This window comes from Chitinophaga jiangningensis (assembly GCF_900142605.1).
GTDB classification, from domain to species: Bacteria; Bacteroidota; Bacteroidia; order Chitinophagales; family Chitinophagaceae; genus Chitinophaga; species Chitinophaga jiangningensis.
On sequence record NZ_FRBL01000001.1, the window covers coordinates 89,039 to 111,722 of the forward strand.

A 22,684-nucleotide genomic window follows, 5' to 3' on the forward strand; every position below is an offset into this window, starting at 1 on the left:
ATTATTTTTTGACGGCAGCCACTCTCAGTCGGACGTAGTCTGCATATAAATTACCTTCTCTGGTTAATGCCGGGGCCAGTTGTTCCTGTACTTCCTTCAGTATGGCGGACCTGATATGAGCGGGCACTCCGGTGAAGAAGTGGTCGCCAAACATTTCCAGCCATGTGATGATACCATGTTCAGGGTTACTGAGCTTGGTAGGTCGTTCGTAGTAATGTACTTTCTCGACGGTGAATCCTGCTTTTTCCAGGAGGGTGGTATATTCCGCCGGAGAAGGAAAGTACCAGAATGGCTGGTAGGTGTATCCTTTTTCCTGCATTACGTATTCCAGTTCCCGGAGAATGCTTTCCACGTTTCCTTTTCCACCCATTTCGAGGACGAGGCGGCCACCTTTTTTGAGGTGGGTGTACATCCTTTCGATGGCTCTTTCTTTTTCGCGTACCCAGTGGAGGGTGGCGTTAGAGAAAATAGCATCAAACTGGAGGGGCAGGGAGAACCTGGTGGCGTCGGCTACTCTGAAGGTCAGAGCCGGAAAGTGCTGTTTAGCGCTTTCTATCATGCTTGCAGAGGCGTCGATGCCGATAACATGCGCACCTGATTCAGCGATACGGAGGGTGAGCTCACCGGTACCACATCCGAGGTCGAGGATTTCTTCGCCTGGCAGTGGCTGGAGCCAGTCTACGAGGCTGTCGCCGTATTCAAAAACGAAGGCATGTTCTTCTTTATATAAGTCAGCATTCCACTGGTTCATGGTAATAACGTTTAGCCGTGGCGGTGATTTACACCAATTCTCTTACATCAGTAACGCGGCCGGTGATAGCGGCGGCGGCGGCGGTCAGCGGGCTGGCCAGGAAGGTGCGGGCGTTTGGACCCTGACGACCTTCGAAGTTGCGGTTAGAAGTGGAGATACAGTACATACCGGCGGGTACTTTATCTTCGTTCATACCGAGGCAGGCGGAGCATCCTGGTTCGCGGAGCTGGAAGCCGGCAGCGGTGAGTACTTTATCCAGTCCTTCCTCGATGGCTTGTGCTTCTACCTGTTTGGAGCCTGGCACGATCCATACTACCACATCTGCAGCTTTCTGTTTTCCTTTTACGAAGTCGGCCACGAGGCGGAGGTCTTCAATGCGTGAGTTGGTACAGCTACCGATGAATACGTAGTCGATTTTTTTACCGAGGAGTGCTGCCCCTGGCTGGAGGTCCATGTAATCGAGCGACTTCTTGAAGGAAGGCACTTCTTTTTCATCCAGCTGATCCAGGGAAGGAATATGCTGGGAGATACCCATGCCCATGCCAGGGTTGGTACCGTAGGTAATTTGTGGTTCGATATCAGCGGCATCGAAGGTGAGCACCTGGTCGAAGGTGGCGTCAGCGTCGGAATAGAGGGTTTTCCAGTATTCCAGAGCTTTGTCCCAGTCGGCACCTTTAGGCGCAAATTCGCGGCCTTTGATATAGTCGAAGGTCACCTCATCCGGAGCGATCATACCGCCACGGGCACCCATTTCGATGCTCATGTTGCAGATGGTCATGCGGGCTTCCATGCTGAGGTTGCGGATAGCCTCACCGGCATATTCCACGAAGTAGCCGGTAGCGCCGGAAGCGGATATTTTAGAGATGATATAGAGGATGATATCTTTAGAGAGAACGCCGTTTTTAAGGGTACCGTTCACCTCAATTTTCATGCGTTTAGGTTTGTACTGGAGGATACACTGGGTAGCGAGTACCTGTTCTACCTCGGAGGTACCGATACCGAAGGCTACCGCACCAAAGGCACCATGGGTGGAGGTGTGGCTGTCGCCGCACACGATGGTCATACCCGGGAGGGTGATACCCAGTTCAGGTCCGATTACGTGTACGATACCCTGGTATGGGTGGCCCAGACCGTAGAGTTCCACGCCAAATTCGGCCGTATTTTTAGTGAGCATTTCTACCTGGAGGCGGCTCAATGCTTCTTTGATCGGGAGGTGCTGATGCATCGTTGGCACGTTATGATCGGCAGTGGCTCTGGTTTTGGCGGGACGAAAAACAGGGATGCTGCGCTTGCGCAGACCATCAAATGCCTGCGGGCTGGTTACTTCGTGAATAAAGTGCGTGTTGATATACACGGCATCCGGGTGGCCCGGTTTGCTCATCACGATGTGGCTGTCCCAGATTTTGTCAAATAACGTTTTTCCCATCCTTATTGCTTCCTTTTTAAATTGTTTATACCTTCAAATCTAATGGACGATATTTATTTGCCATATCGCTAAATTTGTATTAATTACAACCTATAAACGCGATTGAATAACATCAATCAATTGTTTTTCAATCATTTATAAGATTTTATTAACGATGCCCAACAGTCAAAGTGATGCTTTATTCATATTAATAAAAACGCTAACAAAAGCTGAAAAACGGAGTTTTCAGCTGGCATTTAATAAGAATAACACGAAGGAAGATGTACTTTTCATCCAGTTGTTCAATACGCTGGACAAAATGAAGGATTACGATGAGGAGCAGATACTGAGGAAGGTTCCCGACCTGAAGAAGCAGCAGTTATCGAATGTAAAGGCTCATCTGTACAAACATTTGCTTACCAGTTTACGCCAGCTTTACAAGCAGAAGGACGCGGTGATAGATCTCCGCGAGCAGCTGGACTATGCCCGGGTGTTGTACAATAAAGGCTTATACAACCAGAGTTTGAAGGTGCTGGCGAAGGCGAAGGCGATGGCTTTTGAGCAGGAGGAGGTGATGCTGGCGTATGAGATTGTGGAGTTCGAGAAGCTGATTGAATCGCGTCATATTACGCGGAGTCTGGAAAACAGGGCGGAGGCGTTGAGTGCCGAGTCGAAGCAGATTCAGCATCAGATTACGAACATCAGTATGTTGTCGACTTTATCGCTGCGGATGTACGGATTATACCTGAAGCTGGGTCATGCCCGCAATGAGCGGGATGCGGAGATGGTGAAGTCCTTTTTTGAGAGTCAGTTACCGCCGCGTGGACTGGCGGAGATGAGCTTTTACGAGAAGGTGTATATGTACCAGGCGAGCTGCTGGTATTACTATATTTTGCAGGACTTTGTAATGTACTACAGGTATACGCAGAAGTGGGTAGATTTATTCAGGCAGTATCCTTCCTTGCAGCATACTGACATGGATTTGTACATTAAGGCGCAGCATAATTTACTGACCGCTCATTTTTATACTTCCAATTCCGAGAAATTCAAAACTGCCTTATGTGAATTGGAGCAGTTTATAGCTGCCAATGGAGAGGACTTCCATGAGAACACCCGTACTTCTGCGTTTGTGTATTTGTATACTGCAAAAATCAACCGGTATTTCCTGGAAGGCACGTTTACACAGGGTTTGGCGATGGTACCTGAGTTGGAATCAGAGATTGGAAATCATTCCCTGAAGATAGACCAGCATCGTGTGCTGGTGTTTTATTATAAGATTGCCTGTTTGTATTTCGGTAGCGGGGATAACAGTAAGGCGATTGTGTACCTGAATAAGATCATTAATCTGAAGATTGGCAATTTGCGGGCGGACATACAGTGTTTTGCGCGCATTCTGCATCTGATTGCGCATTACGAGTTAGAGAATTACAGCCTGGTGGAATACCTGATTAAATCTGTATATCACTTTATTTCCAAGCACAAGGATTTGGGGTTGGTGATGGAGGAGATTATGAAGTTTTTGCGCAAGTACATTTATGCGAATCCGAAGGAGTTGCGCAATGCGTTTACTGATCTGAAGGATAGGCTGGAGGTGATTTCGCAGGATCCATATGAGCGTCGGTCATTCTTGTACCTGGATATTATTTCGTGGCTGGAGAGTAAGATTGAGGGGATACCGGTGCAGGATGTAATACAGCGAAAGTTTTTGAATAAGGAGAGAAGAATTTAGCATAGGAACGGCCATCGGAGATGGTCGTTTTTTTTGAGCTTTCCCTTACTAATAATATTAGTAGTTTATTTTTGACAATAGCTTTATCATAGCAACAAAAGCTTTTGCAGCGCTATATTATAGGCCTACAATAAACTACTAATTTTTTTGGCAGCTAAAATTCTTTGTTTTAATTTAGCCTTAGTTCATATAAAACACGGCGCATCTTCAGAGGTGCAAATATTTAATGGAAATTATGCCTGGATGTCGTCTAACATCCAGGCTTTTTCTTCCCTAATAAATTCATTTTACCAACAGGTAAAATCGCCCAAATCTACCAGGGTGATTGTTTGGTAGCCATTAAATATCCGTAGTATATGAACAAATGTCAATTCAATTGTACACATGGTTGGGTATTCACTCGATTCCGTAAGATTCGTGGTGTGAAAGTATGGCATCCTACCGGGGGTGTCTACAAATTCCCATGCCGTTGTAGGATTAAGAAGTAGACAGCAGGTCAATGCATTTTAGACGGTGCATTAATCTGTGCGGTTGTTGCTCCGGAAGGTTACTTCGCGGGGGCAACCGCGTGTAACTATGTGACTGCTGATGTTGTGACGGGGCATAGTCGATGAATGAGCTTAGATTATCCCCAATATTGCTGATGTAAAAGTTGCGCAGCGGTGAGCTGATGCAGCTATGGCGTTTAATATGCTTTATGCCACTAAATGCTATAAGGTATTGCTATTATAAATTTTGTTTAGGAAGATGAAAACCATAGTAAGGAAAAGGGTTGTTGGGAGGATCATTATTTCTGGTAATGATAATGGAATTTTCATGTCTGCATGAAGAATATCAAATCGACAAAACAATTTACCACAAAGCATTTCAGCAGAAATATCTCTGCAATTTTATTTGTTTATATTATTTGAATCAGCTAATTTCAATTTATCATTTTGGACCGGACATCTACATTCTTGTTGATGTAATTTTATTTACTTTATAGCCTGGTTGCCTTCTAACTTCCAGGCTTTTTTCCACCCTTATTTTGTTTTGCCATAAGGTAAAATCACCCATAGTTACCAGGGTGGTCGATTGGTAGCGCAAATAAATGTACAAAATGAAATCATGTCCATTCAATTGTATAAACGGCTGGGTATTTACCCGCCATCCTAAGATCAAGGGTATTATCGTACGACATCCTCATGGGGGTGTTTATAGATTTCCCTGTAGTTGTAGAATTGAAAAATAGACAGCAGATGATTGGATTTTAGAAGATGCAGTGATTTGTAGCGGTTGTTGCTCCGGAAGGCCACTTCGCGGGGGCAACCGCGTGTAACTCCGGGACTGCTGATTTTATGAGGAGGAAATAACCACGGATGGTGCTTAATTTCACCAGTACAATTGATGCAAAATTGAGCAGCGGTGAGCTCATGCAGCCATAAGCATATAGTGTGATTGATGCCACTATATGCCATAAGGTTATTGTTGTATAAATTTTGTTTAGGTAGATGAAAACCAAAGTAAGGAAAAGAGTTGTTGGGAGGGTCATTATCGCACGTAATGATAATGGAATTTTCATGTCCGCATTAAACATATCAAATCGATAAAACACTTTACCACAAAGGATTTAACAAGAAAAAAATATCTTAATTTATTTTGTTTTTTTATTCAAACAACATAACTTCATATTGACATAATCAAACGACATTTGCATTCCTGCTGATGTATTTTATACACTTTTCTATAGCCTGGTTGCCTTCTAACATCCAGGCTTTTTTCCACCCTTTATTTTGTTTTACCATCAGGTGAAATCACCCATAGCTATCAGGGTGATCGATTGGTAGCGCTAAAAATTTGATTATGTCAAAGTGTCCATTCAATTGTAAAAACGGCTGGGTATTTACCCGCCATCGTAAGATCAAGGGTATTATCGTACGACATCCTCATGGGGGTGTTTATAGATTTCCCTGTCGTTGTAGAATTGAAAAGTAGACAGCAGATGATTGCATTTTAGAAGATGCAGTGATTTGTAGCGGTTGTTGCTCCGGAAGGCTACTTCGCGGGGGCAACCGCATTTAAAGAGATGTACAATAACCATAGCACACTGCATTACCTTGCCCTTGCCCATGTTCGTATATCCATACCCCTGCCTCCTCACTCCACCTCTATCCATGGTTCGTATTCCGGTAACTTCCTGAAAAATATCACTGCCGCCAATACGTGCATCACCCCGATGGCGTACCAGGTTACATCTCCCAAAATCATAAATAACAAAATAAAACTGATCACCAGTATCCAACGCAAATGTACCTCCGCATTCATACGAGGGAAATATAATAACACGCGGAACAGTATCAACATAGTGATGCCAGTAATAATGCTGGTTAGTAATGGTAACAAAGTAAAGTGCCCCGAGGACTGAAAATATAATATAATCGCTTCCGGAATCAGCATTAGTGCATACACACCCACTACCCTGCAGTAATGCCGCCACGTTGAGATGGGGAGGTTGAGTAGAAACTGCAGGTATATTTCATCAAAAGCCCTATGATGAATCATTAGTTGCGTATGCAATAATACACATACGATCATCCCTAACTGTAACGCCCGTACGTCGTAAAAATCGCTTTGCCCCATCAGGAAAAAAGTAAGCCACAACACAGCTGCCGACCATAACTTGGTAGTGAATATCTTTCTTGGAAAAGCGGTAAACAACTCATAATAGAAGTATAATACCGATGGTTTCACAAATAACCTGTTTAACCAGCGCGAAAACCAGCTCGTCAGGAAAAATACATCCGGCTGCCACAACTTCTTCTCATATAACCACATGGGCCAGATACACATGGCTATATTAAATAACAGTATGATGCCTGCCGGGATATAGTAATGTTTGTATATACCAAAGACTGCTGCAATACCTCCGTAAATAAATACCGGCAGGTACATCCGAAAGTGAAGTCGCATCCACAATGGTCGCCGCTCACTGTCAGCCATGCAGGTCATGGTATCATAGAGGAAACTGTATTGCGGTAATTGAAATGTTTTTATAACAAATCCGATACATTTGAAATTGTATAATAACCACAGTCCTAACACCAGGGCAAGGAAACCCGTGCTGGACAAAAAGCCTTCCATCAGCCCCATATGGTAATACAACAGGTTGGCTCCATTTACCACACCAAAGAGGAAATAGAAGAGTACCAGGAAAAACCCGGTATTTTCCACATAAAATCGGCGGACAAAAATCCGGTTAAATACGCCCATGCTAGTTCAGAATGAGGTTTTTATTTTCGATAGTGAGCGTACCTGCAACAGTGAGCTGGCTGCTATCCAGCGGTTGATGGGAGGTAATAATAAAACTCACCCCGGCCGAATGACTGTCCTGTATAATCCCATACAATTGCGCCAGGGTTTTGGTATCAATGGTGATCAGCGGCTCATCCAGCAGGATAATAGCAGGGTTGCCCACAAAGGCCAGTACCAGACTCAATTTCTTCAGCATACCACTGGAATAGCTGCTCACCGGGTTATTCACAAAGTTATCCACACCCATTTGAGTCGCCATTGCAAATACGGGTGCGCGGTCCCCTCCTTTGGTCCGGAAATAGAGCTCCAGTAAGTCCCTGCCCGTCAGATACGCCGGGTATAAAGGCTCCGCCTCGGCATAATTGATCAGGCGGCGGTATTGTACCGGCTGCCGGCGACTATTCACCGTTCCGTTCAGCAGAATCTCCCCCCGGAATGGCAACAAACCCGCCATCACCTTCATGGTAGTGGTTTTGCCGGCTCCGTTCTCCCCTTTCAGCCAGTAGATCCCTGTGGACAGCTCCAGCTTCGGTATATCCAGCACTGCAAAGTCCTGATAGTTCTTGCTCACCGACTCCATCGTAATAACCTTATCGGCCATATGAAAATTATTAATCCTGTAAATATGAAAAATTGTATATGAATATCCTCAAATTGTCACATTTTTTCATCGACTTTTTTTGCATTGACCATCATTCACTTAGATAATTCAGTATAAAAAACAGGCATATATCTTGTTAGTTTACACACATAAAAAATAATCCAATGTGCTTTGCTAAAAATACTGTAAAACCTAATACCAGCTTGATGTTTAATAATACCCACACTGTTTTTCCACACCTGTTGAAAACTATATCTTCCCTACTAACTAATCGCTCTTACATTTGTAATCCTGGGCGTATGGATTTCGAAAGAATGAATTGGAAATGATGTAGCGTGGTATAAAGAATTTTAGTCATGCTAACCCCCTAAAGGAAAATCAGAAACCTTCGACAGTACCCATAAAATATTTATATGAACAACGAGAATGAAATTCTTTTAAAAGAGAACAAGGACCGTTTTGTGTTATTGCCAATCAACTACCCTAAAATCTGGGAGCAATATAAAAAACACGAAGCGAGTTTCTGGACAGCAGAGGAAATTGACCTTGGCAGTGATTTAAAGGATTGGGCTAACCTGAATGATGGCGAGCGTCACTTTATTTCACATGTACTGGCATTCTTTGCAGCTAGTGATGGCATCGTTAACGAAAACCTGGCTGTGAATTTCATGAGTGAAGTGCAGATCCCTGAAGCTCGTTGCTTCTATGGATTCCAGATTATGATGGAGAACATCCACTCCGAAACTTATGCGCTCCTGATCGATACATATGTTAAAGATCCGGTTGAAAAAGATAGACTGTTCCATGCCATCGACACCGTTCCTGCGGTGAAGAAGAAAGCAGAGTGGGCACTCCGCTGGATTGAGAATGGTTCCTTTGCTGAGCGACTGGTAGCTTTCGCCGCTGTAGAAGGTATCTTCTTCTCTGGTAGCTTCTGCTCTATCTTCTGGCTGAAAAAACGCGGCCTGATGCCTGGTCTGACCTTCTCGAACGAGCTCATCTCCCGCGACGAAGGCCTGCACTGCGAATTCGCCTGCCTGCTCTACAGCATGCTGGAAAGTAAACTGAGTGAAGAACAGGTACATGCCATCATCGGTAATGCCGTGGAAATTGAGAAAGAGTTTGTAACAGACGCACTCCCTGTAGATCTGATCGGTATGAACTCCCGCCTGATGCAACAATACATTGAGTTTGTTGCCGACAGATGGTTGTCTGAACTGGGCTACAGCAAAATATTTAATGCTACCAATCCTTTCGACTTCATGGAAATGATTTCCCTCCAGGGTAAAACCAATTTCTTTGAAAAACGTGTAGGTGACTATCAAAAAGCCGGCGTACTCGGCGGCAACAAAGAATCACAGACCTTCAGTCTGGAAGAAGATTTCTAATCTAAAGTTTTTCTAACCTCTTAAATTCACCACCCATGTTCGTAATTAAAAGAGATGGCAGGAAAGAAGCAGTGAAATTCGATAAAATCACTGCCCGTATCGAGAAGCTCTGCTATGGCTTCAACACAGAATATGTTGACGCAATTGATGTAGCTAAAAAAGTGATTCAGGGATTGTATGATGGCGTAACAACAACCGAACTGGACAACCTGGCCGCAGAAACTGCTGCCTCCCTTACAACTAAGCACCCGGACTATGCCCTGCTGGCTTCCCGCATAGCAGTGAGCAATCTGCATAAAAATACAGAGAAGTCGTTTTCCAAAACGATGAAAATCCTGTACGAATACGTAGATCCAAAAGTCGGCAAACCTGCACCATTATTGTCTGATGAAGTATATGAAATCATCGAGAAAAATGCAGAACTGCTGGATTCTACCATCATCTACGACCGCGACTTCGCATTTGACTATTTCGGTTTTAAAACACTGGAAAGATCTTACCTGCTGAAAACTGACGGCCGTATCCGTGAACGTCCGCAGCACATGTTCATGCGTGTGTCTGTCGGCATCCACAAAAACGACATCGAGTCTGCCATCAAAACCTATAACCTGATGAGCGAGCGCTGGTTTACACATGCTACTCCAACACTGTTCAACTCAGGTACACCAAAGCCACAGATGTCTTCCTGCTTCCTGCTCACCATGCAGGACGACAGCATCGAAGGTATCTATGACACCCTCAAACAAACGGCAAAAATTTCCCAGAGCGCCGGCGGTATCGGATTAAGCATCCACAACATCCGCGCTACGGGTTCTTATATCAGCGGCACCAACGGTACCAGCAATGGTATCATCCCTATGCTGCGCGTATTTAACGATACCGCACGCTATGTGGATCAGGGCGGTGGTAAACGTAAAGGCGCCTTCGCTATTTACCTGGAACCATGGCATGCCGATATCTTCGAATTCCTGGACCTGCGTAAAAACCACGGTAAAGAAGAGCTGCGCGCACGCGACCTGTTCTATGCCCTCTGGACACCAGACCTGTTTATGAAACGTGTAGAAGCAAATGGTGACTGGTCACTGTTCTGCCCACACGAAGCACCAGGACTCCACGAATGCTGGGGTGAAGAGTTTGAAGCGCTGTACGAAAAATATGAAAAAGAAAACCGTGCCCGCAAAACTGTAAAGGCACAGGACCTCTGGTTCGCCATCCTGGATGCGCAGATTGAGACTGGTAACCCATACATTCTGTATAAGGATGCAGCCAACCGCAAATCCAACCAGCAGAACCTGGGTACTATCAAGAGCTCTAACCTCTGTACAGAAATCATCGAATACACCGACGCTAACGAGGTAGCCGTATGTAACCTGGCTTCCCTGGCTCTGCCACGCTTCGTGGTAGACGGTCAGTTCGACCACCAGAAACTATATGATGTAACCTACCAGGCTACACTCAATCTGAATAAAATCATCGACGAAAACTACTACCCTGTTGAAGAAGCAGAACGTAGTAACAGACGTCACCGCCCAATCGGCCTGGGTGTGCAGGGACTGGCAGATGCCTTCATCCTCATGCGCTATCCATTCGAAAGCGATGAAGCCAAACAACTCAACAGCGAAATATTTGAAACCATCTACTTCGCTGCCATGACGGCATCCAATGACCTCGCGAAAAAAGACGGCGCCTACGAAACCTACGCCGGCTCCCCTGCTTCAAAAGGTATCTTCCAGTTCGATATGTGGGGGGTAACACCTTCTCCACGCTGGAACTGGGCAGCGCTGAAAGCATCTGTGAAAAAAGACGGTATCCGCAACTCCCTGTTGCTGGCACCAATGCCTACTGCCTCTACTTCTCAGATCCTCGGTAACAACGAGTGCTTTGAGCCATATACTTCCAACATCTACACCCGTCGCGTACTGAGTGGTGAATTTGTGGTAGTAAACAAACACCTCCTGAAAGACCTGGTAGAACTGGGCCTGTGGGATAACGATATGAAGAATAAAATCATTGCTTACAATGGTTCTATCCAAAATATCAACGAAATCCCTACCAACATCAAGGAGCTGTATAAAACAGTATGGGAAATCAAACAACGTAACATCATCGATATGGCTGCTGACCGCGGTGCGTTCATTTGCCAGTCACAGTCGCTCAACCTGTTCGTAGATACACCAACCACCGGTAAACTGACTTCCATGCACTTCCACGCCTGGAAAAAAGGTCTCAAAACCGGTATGTACTACCTGCGTACACAGGCAGCCGCTCAGGCCGTACAGTTCACTGTTGAAAAACAGGCCGGACAACAAGTACAACCTGTAGTAGGAACTAAAGAGCCTTCTATCGACGATATTCCGGTAGGTGCCGTTTGCACCATGGAAGAAGGTTGCGTAACCTGCTCTGCATAATAACAACGGGTTATAAATTAGTAAGTACAGAAAAGGCGCTTCAAAATGAAGCGCCTTTTTCATTCCCCAAATTACCTAGTGAAAAATAGTAGTCCTATCAAGATTAATCTTTATATAATTTTGCAGCGCTAAACACTCCAAAACACCTATGTCTATGAAAAAAATCAGCTATGCCGCCGCCCTGCTCGTGCTGGCTGCATGCTCCACCTCCGACCCCGTAATCCCTGTTACGCCTCCTGTAGTGGATTCCAGCAAAGTGGATATTACCGTCTATGACGCCACCAAATGGGCAGCCGACAAGCCCTATGGCCAACAGCGTGCAGGCGTTACCGTAAACCTGTATAAATCGCAGGCCGACTTTGCCGATAACAAAATTGCCTTTACCAGGTCCACCGACGTTAATGGTAAAGCACAGTTTACCGGCATACCCGACGGAGAATATTATATCGAAGCTAAACTCGACACCCTTTCCAATATGCCCTGGCGCAGCAATAATGAAGGCTACACCTTCGACTCACTGTATCAGCAATACACCGTAAACTCACCCATGAACGATAACCTCCCCTATGGTGGTAACTTCATCTATAAAGACCTGAACGGGGACGGCGTACTGGATACCAACGACTATACGAAACTGCCAGCGCAAAAAGTAAGCGCCGCCGCGGCCAAAACTAACAGCATTAGGATAATGATTGGGGTCCGGACCAACTCCGAATTTCAACCTTTCACAACTTCACAGGAAGCTAAAGATGCCCTGAATGTACTGTATAATGACATACACGCCTGGCACCAGCTGGTAACCGTTGCCGATGCAGTGCTCACACAGGATGCCAACTGCAACGGCATCGCCGCCTATTGCGACCTGGACACCTATAAAATGAATGCGTTCAATAACATAACCACCAGGATATGGAACAATGGCATCTCCCTGATTAACAAAGCTAACCGCATGATGCAGTATGGCGTAAAAGCTACCGGCGACAGCAGCTACTACGCGCATGCCATCGGTGTCCGCGGGTATGTGAAAATGCAATTGGCGGACCTCTTCGGTTCCTTTCCTAACTATAATACCTTGCTGCCCTTAAAAACGATTTACCAGACCCAGAGTAATACTGTTCGTACCAATATCGAGGCAGACCTGAATACTGCCTACCGAATGCTGCCAGCGCTCACCAGCACTAACCGGGACCGTAGTAAACTGTCGAAAGAAGCTACTAATGCCCTGCTAGTGCGGAATGCCCTGAACAATGGTCAATATGCCACGGCCGTTGCCATCGCCATGCCTATATTCGATAACGACAGCGCGGTGATCCTGGAAATGGACAAATCAAATACCTATACCAGCAGTACCAGTCGTGAAATTTTATGGGGAGATAATAAAGAGATCACCAATGCTGATCTTAAAGTTATTTTCAAGAAGGGTAACTATCTCCCTATCATCAACCTAAATCAGCTGGTTACCACCCATGCGGAAGCATACGCACAGGTAGGCCGACGGGATGAAGCCATCGGCAGGATTAACATGATTGCCTCCCGCTCCGGCCTTACACCTTATCCACAGCCGTGGTCGCAAAGCATCATTGCAACAATGGAAAAAATTCAGCTGCAAACATTTACTGACCAGGCGATTGAAGGGATCACCCTACGATCATTGGTACGCTGGAACATTCAGCTGAATAGTCTGGGACCGTTGGGCTTTCAGCCGCATAACGCACTGATGCCGGTGCCGATGTCGTTTGTGGATCAGTATCCGAATATTGTACAAAATCCAGGGTATTAATTTTATAAAGACAATGGCTACCGGTTGGTAGCCATTGTCTTTATAAAATTAAACAGTTATTCCTATCCTTTCTACTCCTCTTCCTCCACTCCCCACTGCTCCAGCAACGCATTATACTGCCCTTCCGGTAATCCTGGCTGATCATAATGACCGGCCAGCGATTTCTGACGCATCGCCTCGTAGATACTCACTGCGCAAGCCACAGAAATATTAAGCGACTTAATAATCCCCATCTGCGGAATGATAAAGTTACCATCCACCTGTTTGAGCAACTCCTCACTTACCCCGAAATGCTCGTTACCGAATACCAGGGCCACCGAACCGGTAAAATCAATATCATACAGACTCACTGCATCATGGGCCAGGTGAGTGGCCAGTATTTTGTCGTATTTGGCACGTAATGCGGCAATACAGGCCTCCATATTGTCAAATTGATGGATGGTAAGCCATTTGGCCGCAGAACTGCTGCTCCTGGCCCCCCATTTCTTATGGCGGGGAATCATCGTATTTAATACATAAATTTCCTGGATACCAACGGCATCGCATGTACGCATTACTGCCGAAATATTGTGCGGGTCCTGCACATTTTCCAGCACTACCGTCAAATTACCCTGTCGTTTATTCAAAACCGACATCAATCTTTCCCGTCTTTCTGGTGTCATATCAAAAAAAATATTTATCCTGAAGGCCGTAAAATTACGAAATAAGGTAATTTCACCCCACATTATTAAATCTATACAAACCTATGCTCAAGAAGATCCTGAAAATTGTGGGCATCACAATTGTCGTCTTGATTCTCGCTGTTATTGCCATTCCATACTTCTTTAAAGATAAGATTATGGCTAAGGTGAAGTCCGAACTCAACGACCAGCTCAATGCCAAAGTGGACTTTAAAGACGTGGATATCAGCCTTATCAGGCATTTCCCTAAACTGGCCGTTGCCCTGGAAGACCTCAGCGTTACCGGCAAAAACAGTTTTAAGGAAGATACCCTGGTAGCAGTTAAGAAAATTGATGTGGCACTCAATCTCATGAGTGTGATCAAGGGAGATAAAATGGAAATCTATAACATCGCCCTCGAACAGCCACGTATACACGCTATTGTAGATAAAGACGGACATGCCAACTGGGACATCACCAAACCAGATAGCAGCGCGCAATCGCCCGCTGACACCAGCAAAAGCAGTTTCGCCCTTAGCCTCAACAAATACAGCATCTCCGATGCGTACGTGAGCTACGACGACCGCCAGGGCAACATGTTTATGGAAGTAGCCGGACTGAATCACTCCGGTACGGGCGACTTCACACAAGATCAGTTTACCCTCAACACCCATACCGACGCTGCCGGCGTGACTTTCAAATACGGACTGATTCCATACCTGAGCCGGGTGAAAACCAATCTGGATGCGGCTATTCAGATCAATAACAACACCAGTACCTACACCCTGAAAGATGCCAAAGCATCACTCAACAACCTGGTGCTCAACTTCGAAGGCCTTTTCAAATTCGTAAATGATACGACCTACGGTATGGACTTCACCTTCAAATCGCCCGGCAACGAGTTTAAAGACCTCCTGTCATTAGTACCCGCTATTTATGCCAGCGATTTTGAAAAGATCAAAACCAGTGGTAAAGCGGCTTTCGAAGGTTTTGTAAAAGGTAACTACAACAGTGTGCAAATGCCTGCCTTCGGCCTTAAACTGGCCGTTACAGATGGTTTCTTCCAATACCCGGACCTGCCAAAGCCAGTGAAAAACATTCAACTGGCAGTAAATATCTCCAATCCGGACGGGGTTCCCGATCATACCGTGGTGGATATGCCTAAAGGCCACCTGGAAATGGATAATACACCGCTGGACCTTCGTATGCTCGTTAAAACGCCGGTATCCGACATGTACGTGGACGCCGCCGCCAAAGGAAAATTAGATCTCTCCACTATACCCCAATATGTAAAACTGGAAGCCGGTACCGCCCTACAGGGCATACTGGACGCTGATATCAACGCCAAAGGCAATATGAGCGCAGTGGAAAAAGCACAATACGATAAATTCTACGCCGCCGGCACCCTGCAGCTCAGCAACCTGCTCTATAAAAGCAAGGACTACCCGGACGGGGTGAAGGTGAATAACCTCTTCCTCCAGTTCAATCCCAAAAATGTAACGGTAAAAGACCTGAGTGCAGACTACCTGGGATCACATTTTGAAGCCAACGGTGAAGTAAATAACCTCCTCGCCTATACGCTGAAAAATGAAGCACTGGATGGTAAATTCAACCTGAAAGCAGACCAGATCAACCTGGACAAATGGATGGCCACTTCCACCACCACGGCTGCACCAGCGGAAGAAAAACCTGCCGCAGCTGCCAGCGACGCGCCATTCCCGGTGCCTGCCAACCTCAACATCGCCCTGCAGGCGAACGTAGGCAAAGTACACTACGATAAAGTAGACCTTAATAACGTAGCCGGCGCTCTCACCGTGAAAGACGAAACTGTAACCATGAACCAGCTCAAGGCGGATGCACTGCAGGGAACCATGGCCATCAGCGGCAGCTACAGCACCAAAGTGAGCAAACTCAACCCGGACATCAACCTCACCTACGATGTGCAACGGGTGGATATCCAGCAAACATTCAACGCCTTCAATACCGTACAAAGCCTGATGCCTATCGGTAAGTTCCTGAATGGTAAAATCTCCTCACAGCTCACCATGCATGGTAAGCTGGGCAAGGATATGATGCCGGACCTTAATACACTCACCGGCGATGGTAACCTGCTGCTCATCGAAGGCGTACTGAAACAGTTTGCCCCGGTGGACCAGCTCGCCAGCAACCTCAATATCTCCCAGTTGAAAGATATCAGCCTGCGCGATATCAAAAACTACTTTGCTTTCGAAAACGGCCGCGTAAAAGTAAATCCGTTTAAAGTAACGGTGAATGGCGTACGAATGGATATCTCCGGCAGCCACGGCTTCGACCAGTCGCTCGATTACAGCCTGCAACTGGCGTTGCCACGCAGCCTCATGGGTACCGCCGGCAACAACCTCGTAAATAAACTGGCATCACAGGCACAAAGCAATGGTATCCCGGTACAACTGGGCGACAGCGTACACCTCGCAGTAGCCATGGGTGGTTTCATCATGAAACCATCTATGAAAACGGACCTCCGCGAAAGCGCCAATAATATTAAATCACAGGCCACCGCCCTCGTAAAAGATAAAGTGGACACGCTGAAAAGCGCCGTGCGCGATTCCGTAAACAACCTGAAAAACAACGCCGTTGCTGCTGCCAAAAATGAACTGAAAAATCAGCTGCTCGGTAAAAAAGACAGCACTACTACCAGTAGTGGTAACGCAGTCCAGGATATTGGCAAACAGGCAGGTGAATCCGCCAAAGGCGTGATCAAAGGCTTGTTTGGTAAGAAGAAGGCAGCAACAGATTCTACAAAAAACTAACGTTTAGTGCTATATAGTGCCAAATTGGGCGGCGTCTGTGACGCCGCCCAATTTGTTTTCATAACCTACCGAGGACAGGTTATAAAAACAAAGTCTGAAATAAATTGTATCTTATATACAGTAAATACGGACAGCCATGATAACCTCATTTGTGCACAGCACCTATTGCAATGCAGCCCTGTTTGGAGGCCTGTTGTTTGTTATTATGGGATACCTCATTGCACGTTTCCCACCGAAAAGCGTAAACGCCTGGTACGGTTACCGCAGTTTCCTTTCCACCCGCAACCAGGAAATGTGGGAAGCCGCCAACAAAGATGCCGCCCTCGTTTCCAAAAAAGTAGGATTTGTACTGATGCTGATCGGCATTTGCTGCGCGTTGATATTTGAACGCCAGTCCGACTGGTTTATGTACATCACCGTAGGTACGTTGGTGGCAGGTGTACTCTACATCGTAGGCGATACCGAATGGATGCTCAGCAACGAATTTGACGAAGAAGGCAAACGCAGGGTGCCCCCGAAATTGTAGTAATATGACACTTCTTATTGGATAAAAAGTAAACTTTGCTGTCTGAAGAACCAATAAATGAATCTATGACAGACAGCACAGTTCCATCGAAACTTATCAAGGAAAAAAACATAGGAATAGCCACCCTGCTGGCTTTTGCTATGATACCCATGTCGGGTTTTGCCACCGACATCTACATACCCTCCCTTCCTGGGATGACCGCCGCTCTCGGCATCAGCAACAGTCAGGCCCAGCTCACCCTCAGCCTATTTCTGATCAGCTACGGTGTATCACAGTTATTTATAGGTGGCCTGCTCGATAGCTACGGCCGCTACAAAATTTCACTATTCTCCATCCTCATATTCTGTTTAAGTTGCGTTATCATCGCTAACACGCACAGCATCTACGTTATTTATGCCATGCGCATCGTGCACGGCATCACTATTGCAGCCATGGTGGTGGCTAAGCGCGCTTTCTTTGTGGATTTATTTTCCGGGGAGAGATTAAAACACTACCTGAGTTTATTTACCATTATCTGGTCCACCGGTCCTATCGTGGCGCCGTTCATCGGGGGATACCTCGAAGTGAGCTTTGGATGGGAATCTAATTTTTACTTTCTGGCTATTATTGCCGCCATGCTGTTTGTAATGGAAGCTGCTTTCAGTGGCGAAACGCTCAAACATCCGACGCCTTTTCATCTCACCAATATAACCCGCATATACACCCACATGCTGCAAACCGAAAGTTTTGTACTGGGCATACTCATGCTGGGCCTTGGCTATAGCATGGTGATGGTGTACAATATGTCCGGCCCTTTTATCATTGAACACCACTTTAACTTTTCGCCCGTAGTAACAGGCTATTGCTCCCTGCTGCTGGGCTTCGCCTGGCTGGTAGGTGGGTTTGCCGGCAAAGCCCTCATCAACAGACCTTTCAACAGAAAGATAACGACCAATGTGGTACTGCAGCTACTATACGCCGTGATCATGCTGCTCACCCTACAGCGACTCCATACGCTGCCGGTAATACTCCTGTTTGCATTTCTGATTCATGTTAGTGCAGGATTCACCCACAATAACTACTTCACCTACTGCCTGTCGAAATTCCCGAAAAATGCTGCCATTGCAGGCGGATTAACCGGTGGCTTGTGTAATGTGATCGTGTCGTTCCTGAGTTATGTAATGACTGCCACTATTCCGGCCAGTGACGGTGGAAATCTGGGTGTGAGTTATCTGGTATTGATACTTGCATCGATATTGGTGATGTGGAGAGTGAACGTGATAAGTAAAAAAGTCGAAATGTAGAGACAGGCTGCGCCCGTCTCCACATTTCGCTAATTACAAATTTTTTCTAATTTTAGCCCCATCAGCGCTTTAACTCTGATGCCCAAACCTATGTTTCCATTTTCATTTTGGAGCGATTATTATTTTCTCTTCATCATTTTACAGCTTGCCTGTGTGTACCACGCCTACCGCCACAATAACCGCGAAGGCATATACCTCACGCTATTTTTGCCGGTAATTGGCTCCCTCATTTATTTCTTCCAGGAAATACTGCCGGATATTACCAGCGGTAACCTCGTTCAAAATCTTCAGCTTGCATTATGGCCTGATGGCCGCGTAAAAGAGTGGGAAAAACGCGTGCAGGCGGCGGGCACCATTACCAACAAAATGGAGCTGGCAGCCGCTTACGGACAGCGCAAAGCATATGATAAAGCGATTCAGCTTACGCAGGAATGTGCCCAGTCGTATGCCGCTGATCAGGGGATTTTTTTACAGCTGGCACGCCTGCAGTTCATGAATAACCAGTTCGCTGAAAGCCTGGCCACCTTTGATAAAGTGAATAGTTTTAAAGGCGTGCGCATGGTGAACACCTCCGACGAACTGATGTATGCACAGGCCCTCGAGGCCACCGCCAACACTACAAAAGCAGAAGAAGCCTACCAGAAAATCATACAGGTACATCATTCCCTGGAAGCAATGTATTATTACGGACTGCTGCTGAAAAAGCAAGGCCGCACGCAGGAAGCCAGGGAGCAATTTGAGAGAACGAAAGCGGAGATAGGGTTACATCCAAGGTATGTACGAAGGACTATCCGGAAGTGGGTTTGGCTATCTAGAAAAGAATTAGCTACGCTAAAATAATTTTTTCCAGAGCGGTTCAGATTGGAACCGCTCTGGAAAAATATTAAGGATGTCCCTGAATATCATGATCAGGCACATTATGATACATTTTCTTCATCGCTTCCAGCTTGGCTTTACCGTAGGCCAGTTTGGTGATCACCACAAACAGCACCGGTACAATAAAGATCGCCAGGAAGGTAGCGGTAAACATACCACCCAATACGGTCCAGCCCATGGTTTTACGCGCTTCCGCACCGGCACCGGAGGCCAGTACCAGCGGCATAATACCCAGCAGGAAGGCCAGGGAGGTCATGATGATAGGCCGTAAACGCAGCTTGGCCGCTTCTACTGCGGAAGTGACTACATCCATGCCTTTGTCCACACGCTCTTTCGCAAACTCCACAATCAAAATCGCATTCTTGGCCGACAACCCGATCAACGTGATCAGACCGATCTGCGCATATACGTTATTGCTCAGTTTAGGCAGGAAAGTAAGTACCAGGATGGCCCCAAACGCTCCGATAGGTACTGCCAGCAGTACGGAGAACGGTACGGACCAGCTTTCGTACAACGCTGCGAGGAACAGGAATACGAATATAATTGACAACGCAAAAATGTATACGGTTTTATCTCCCGATAACAACTCCTCCCTACTCAAACCGGAGAACTCGTAGCCATAACCTTCCGGTAATTCCTGTGCAGCCACTTCTTTCAATGCTTTGATGGCATCGCCGGAGCTATAGCCCGGTGCAGGGTTACCGTTGATTTCCGCGGAACGGAACAGGTTATAGTGGGAAATAACCGGTGCATTTTCTACTACTTTGTAAGATGTTAATGCACTCAGTGGCACCATGTTACCGGCAGTATTACGGACAAACAGCTGACTGAGATTCTTGATATCTCCACGGTAAGATGAATCTGCCTGCGTTACCACGCGGAAGTTACGGCCATAGATAGTGAAGTCGTTAATATAGGCACTACCCATATACGTTTGCAGGGCAGTAGCAATATCAGAGATTTTCACGCCCATTTTCTTCGCCTTTTCGCGGTCAATATCCAGCTGATAACCCGGTGTACGCGCAGTAAAGAAGGAGAATGCCCTGGAAATTTCCGGACGCTGATTCACCTTGGCCACAAAGTTTTGCAGCACGCCTTCAAACGCTTTAATATCTCCGGCAGTACGTTGCTGTAATACAAAGGAGAAACCGGCAGTTTGACCCAGACCCGGAATGGCCGGCGGTGGAATTACTACGAGGTTAGCTTCTTTATACTTGGAGAGCTTTTTCTGTAAGGTAGCTACCAAACCAAATACCTGTAAGGAATCAGCTTTACGCTCATCCCATGGTTTCAGCTGACAGAAGATGGTACCACTGTTGGATTTAGTGGAGAAGTTCACGGCGTTCAAGCCACCCAGTGCAGCGTAGTGTGCAATACCAGGCGTTTCGTCGAGGTCCTTCATCATCTGCTGCATAACGGCTACGGTACGCTCTGTGGAAGAGGATTCCGGTAAGTCGAAAGTGATGATAATACGTCCCTCATCCTCTGTTGGTATAAAGCCACTTGGTTTTGCCTTAAACAGCATGGCTGTACCTACGAAGAGACACAATAAGAAGACCAGCGCCAGGCGGGAGTACTTAATTGTTTTCTTCACGCCCATGGAATACCTGGAAGTGGTATGTCCGAACCAGCGGTTGAACTTATAGAAGAATTTGTTCAGGCCTTTGGAATCTTTATCGAGGTGCATTGGGCGCAGGATCAGGATACACAGTGCCGGTGTAAGTGATAATGCCACAAACGCAGAGATCAGCACAGAGATGGCGATGGTGATCGCAAACTGCTGATAGAGCCGGCCTACGATGCCCGGGATGAACCCTACCGGTACAAACACCGCTGCAAGGATCAGGGCGATGGCTATCACCGGCCCGGATATCTCTTTCATGGCCTGTATGGTAGCGTCTTTGGGCGACATCTTCTCATGATCAATATTATGCTGCACCGCTTCTACCACCACAATGGCATCATCTACCACGATACCGATGGCCAGCACGAAACCGAAGAGGGTCAGCGTATTGATGGTAAAGCCAAGTGGAATAAAGAAGATGAAGGTGGCGATGATGGACACCGGAATCGCCAGGATCGGGATGATGGTTGCTCTCCAGCTTTGCAGGAAGAGGAACACCACAATTACCACGAGGATCAGTGCTTCCACGAGGGTATGTACCACCTCTTCGATGGATACTTTCACTACGGATACTGACTCGAACGGCACTACGTAGTCCACGTCGTTAGGGAATGCCTTTTTCAGGTCTTCCATGGCGGCGGTTACGTTAGCAGCAGTTTCGATCGCGTTACTGCCTGGCGCCTGGTAAACCAGGAGGTAGGCGGCGCGGCGGCCATCCACGAAGTTGTTACCGGCGTAGTTGAATTTACCCAGCTGCACGCGGGCCACATCCTTCAGGTATACGATAGAACCGTCGCTGGGACGAGTTTTGATAATGATATTACCGAACTCCTCCGGTGTTTGCAAACGACCTTTGGTGAAGATGTTGTATTCAAAAGTTTGTCCTACCGGCTGTGGTGGTGCACCTACGGAGCCTGCGGTAATCTGTGCGTTTTGCTCTTGCAGGGCGGCACGGATTTCATCGGCGGTTACGCCCATTTGGGCCAGCTTATCAGGTTTGAGCCAGATACGCATGGAAAAGTCATCTGCACGGGTGAAGATGTCACCCACACCTTTTGCACGGAGCAACGCATCTTTTACGTATACGTTGGTATAGTTATCCAGGAAGGTAATATCGTGTGTGCCTTTAGGTGAGTAAAGGGCCACAAGCATGAGGATGCTCGGGTTACGCTTTCTAACAGTAAGGCCTAAACGCTGTACTTCCTGTGGCAGCGTAGGTTGTGCGATACCTACGCGGTTTTGCACGTCGAGGGCGGCGATGTTGATATCTGTACCTACTTCGAAGTTAACGGTCATACTCATTTGGCCGGCACTGGTATTGTTGGTAGAGATATAAGTCATACCGGGGGTACCGTTTACCTGTACTTCAACAGGCGTAGCTACGGTTTGTTCCACGGTTTGGGCATCGGCGCCGGTATATGTACCGGTTACCTGTACGGTAGGCGGGGAGATTTCGGGATACTGCCCAATCGGCAGATTCGTCATCGCCAATAACCCTACCAGTACCAGTACGATAGAAATCACTATCGCTGTTACCGGTCTTTTGATAAAAGTATTTGCAATCATGATCTAAT

14 protein-coding genes are annotated in these 22,684 nt (G+C 46.6%); 8 read left to right on the plus strand and 6 right to left on the minus strand.

Annotated features, from left to right (window positions below; genetic code table 11):
• Position 1 precedes the first annotated feature (1 nt).
• Both BUB18_RS00370 and leuC read right to left on the minus strand, forming a co-directional pair.
• Positions 2–751 (minus strand): class I SAM-dependent methyltransferase, encoded by a 750-nt coding sequence (locus BUB18_RS00370; RefSeq protein WP_073076947.1) that lies wholly within the window; start codon positions 749–751, stop codon positions 2–4.
• 28 nt (positions 752–779) lie between these two features.
• Positions 780–2,177, minus strand: coding sequence for a 3-isopropylmalate dehydratase large subunit (gene leuC, locus BUB18_RS00375; protein ID WP_073076949.1), 1,398 nt, complete (start codon positions 2,175–2,177; stop codon positions 780–782).
• Positions 2,178–2,331: 154 nt separating this feature from the next.
• Between leuC and BUB18_RS00380 the strand changes: the two genes are divergently transcribed.
• Complete coding sequence (locus BUB18_RS00380; RefSeq protein WP_073076951.1) at positions 2,332–3,885, plus strand: hypothetical protein; 1,554 nt, start codon at positions 2,332–2,334, stop codon at positions 3,883–3,885.
• Positions 3,886–6,021: 2,136 nt separating this feature from the next.
• On the opposite strand, the gene BUB18_RS00385 is transcribed toward BUB18_RS00380, so the two are convergent.
• Positions 6,022–7,134, minus strand: coding sequence for a hypothetical protein (locus BUB18_RS00385; protein ID WP_073076952.1), 1,113 nt, complete (start codon positions 7,132–7,134; stop codon positions 6,022–6,024).
• Position 7,135: 1 nt separating this feature from the next.
• Positions 7,136–7,777, minus strand: coding sequence for an ABC transporter ATP-binding protein (locus tag BUB18_RS00390; RefSeq protein WP_073076954.1), 642 nt, complete (start codon positions 7,775–7,777; stop codon positions 7,136–7,138).
• Positions 7,778–8,190: 413 nt separating this feature from the next.
• Here BUB18_RS00390 and BUB18_RS00395 point away from each other — a divergent pair, with 413 nt between their 5' ends.
• The 3 genes from BUB18_RS00395 (at position 8,191) to BUB18_RS00405 (ending at position 13,353) form a co-directional block, all read left to right on the plus strand.
• A complete protein-coding gene (locus BUB18_RS00395; protein ID WP_073076955.1) occupies positions 8,191–9,165 on the plus strand; it encodes a ribonucleoside-diphosphate reductase small subunit in 975 nt (324 codons plus the stop codon).
• Positions 9,166–9,200: 35 nt separating this feature from the next.
• Positions 9,201–11,573, plus strand: coding sequence for a ribonucleoside-diphosphate reductase subunit alpha (locus BUB18_RS00400; RefSeq protein ID WP_073076957.1), 2,373 nt, complete (start codon positions 9,201–9,203; stop codon positions 11,571–11,573).
• 154 nt (positions 11,574–11,727) lie between these two features.
• Positions 11,728–13,353: a SpaA isopeptide-forming pilin-related protein gene (locus BUB18_RS00405; RefSeq protein WP_073076959.1), complete on the plus strand. Its 1,626-nt coding sequence runs from the start codon at positions 11,728–11,730 to the stop codon at positions 13,351–13,353.
• Positions 13,354–13,424: 71 nt separating this feature from the next.
• On the opposite strand, the gene BUB18_RS00410 is transcribed toward BUB18_RS00405, so the two are convergent.
• Positions 13,425–14,015, minus strand: a complete 591-nt coding sequence (locus BUB18_RS00410) for a TrmH family RNA methyltransferase (RefSeq protein ID WP_073078342.1) — start codon at positions 14,013–14,015, stop codon at positions 13,425–13,427.
• 83 nt (positions 14,016–14,098) lie between these two features.
• On the opposite strand from BUB18_RS00410, the gene BUB18_RS00415 reads away from it, so the two are divergent.
• From BUB18_RS00415 to BUB18_RS00430, 4 genes are all read left to right on the plus strand, one after another.
• Positions 14,099–16,801 (plus strand): AsmA family protein, encoded by a 2,703-nt coding sequence (locus tag BUB18_RS00415; protein ID WP_073076960.1) that lies wholly within the window; start codon positions 14,099–14,101, stop codon positions 16,799–16,801.
• 136 nt (positions 16,802–16,937) lie between these two features.
• On the plus strand, positions 16,938–17,327 hold the full coding sequence (locus BUB18_RS00420; protein ID WP_073076962.1) for an SdpI family protein: 390 nt from the start codon (positions 16,938–16,940) through the stop codon (positions 17,325–17,327).
• Positions 17,328–17,392: 65 nt separating this feature from the next.
• Positions 17,393–18,610, plus strand: coding sequence for an MFS transporter (locus BUB18_RS00425; protein WP_073076964.1), 1,218 nt, complete (start codon positions 17,393–17,395; stop codon positions 18,608–18,610).
• A 90-nt stretch (positions 18,611–18,700) separates the two neighbouring features.
• Positions 18,701–19,450, plus strand: a complete 750-nt coding sequence (locus BUB18_RS00430; protein WP_073076965.1) for a tetratricopeptide repeat protein — start codon at positions 18,701–18,703, stop codon at positions 19,448–19,450.
• A 43-nt stretch (positions 19,451–19,493) separates the two neighbouring features.
• Here the strand turns inward: BUB18_RS00430 and BUB18_RS00435 are convergent, their stop codons facing one another.
• A complete protein-coding gene (locus BUB18_RS00435; RefSeq protein WP_073076967.1) occupies positions 19,494–22,676 on the minus strand; it encodes an efflux RND transporter permease subunit in 3,183 nt (1,060 codons plus the stop codon).
• Positions 22,677–22,684: the final 8 nt, after the last annotated feature.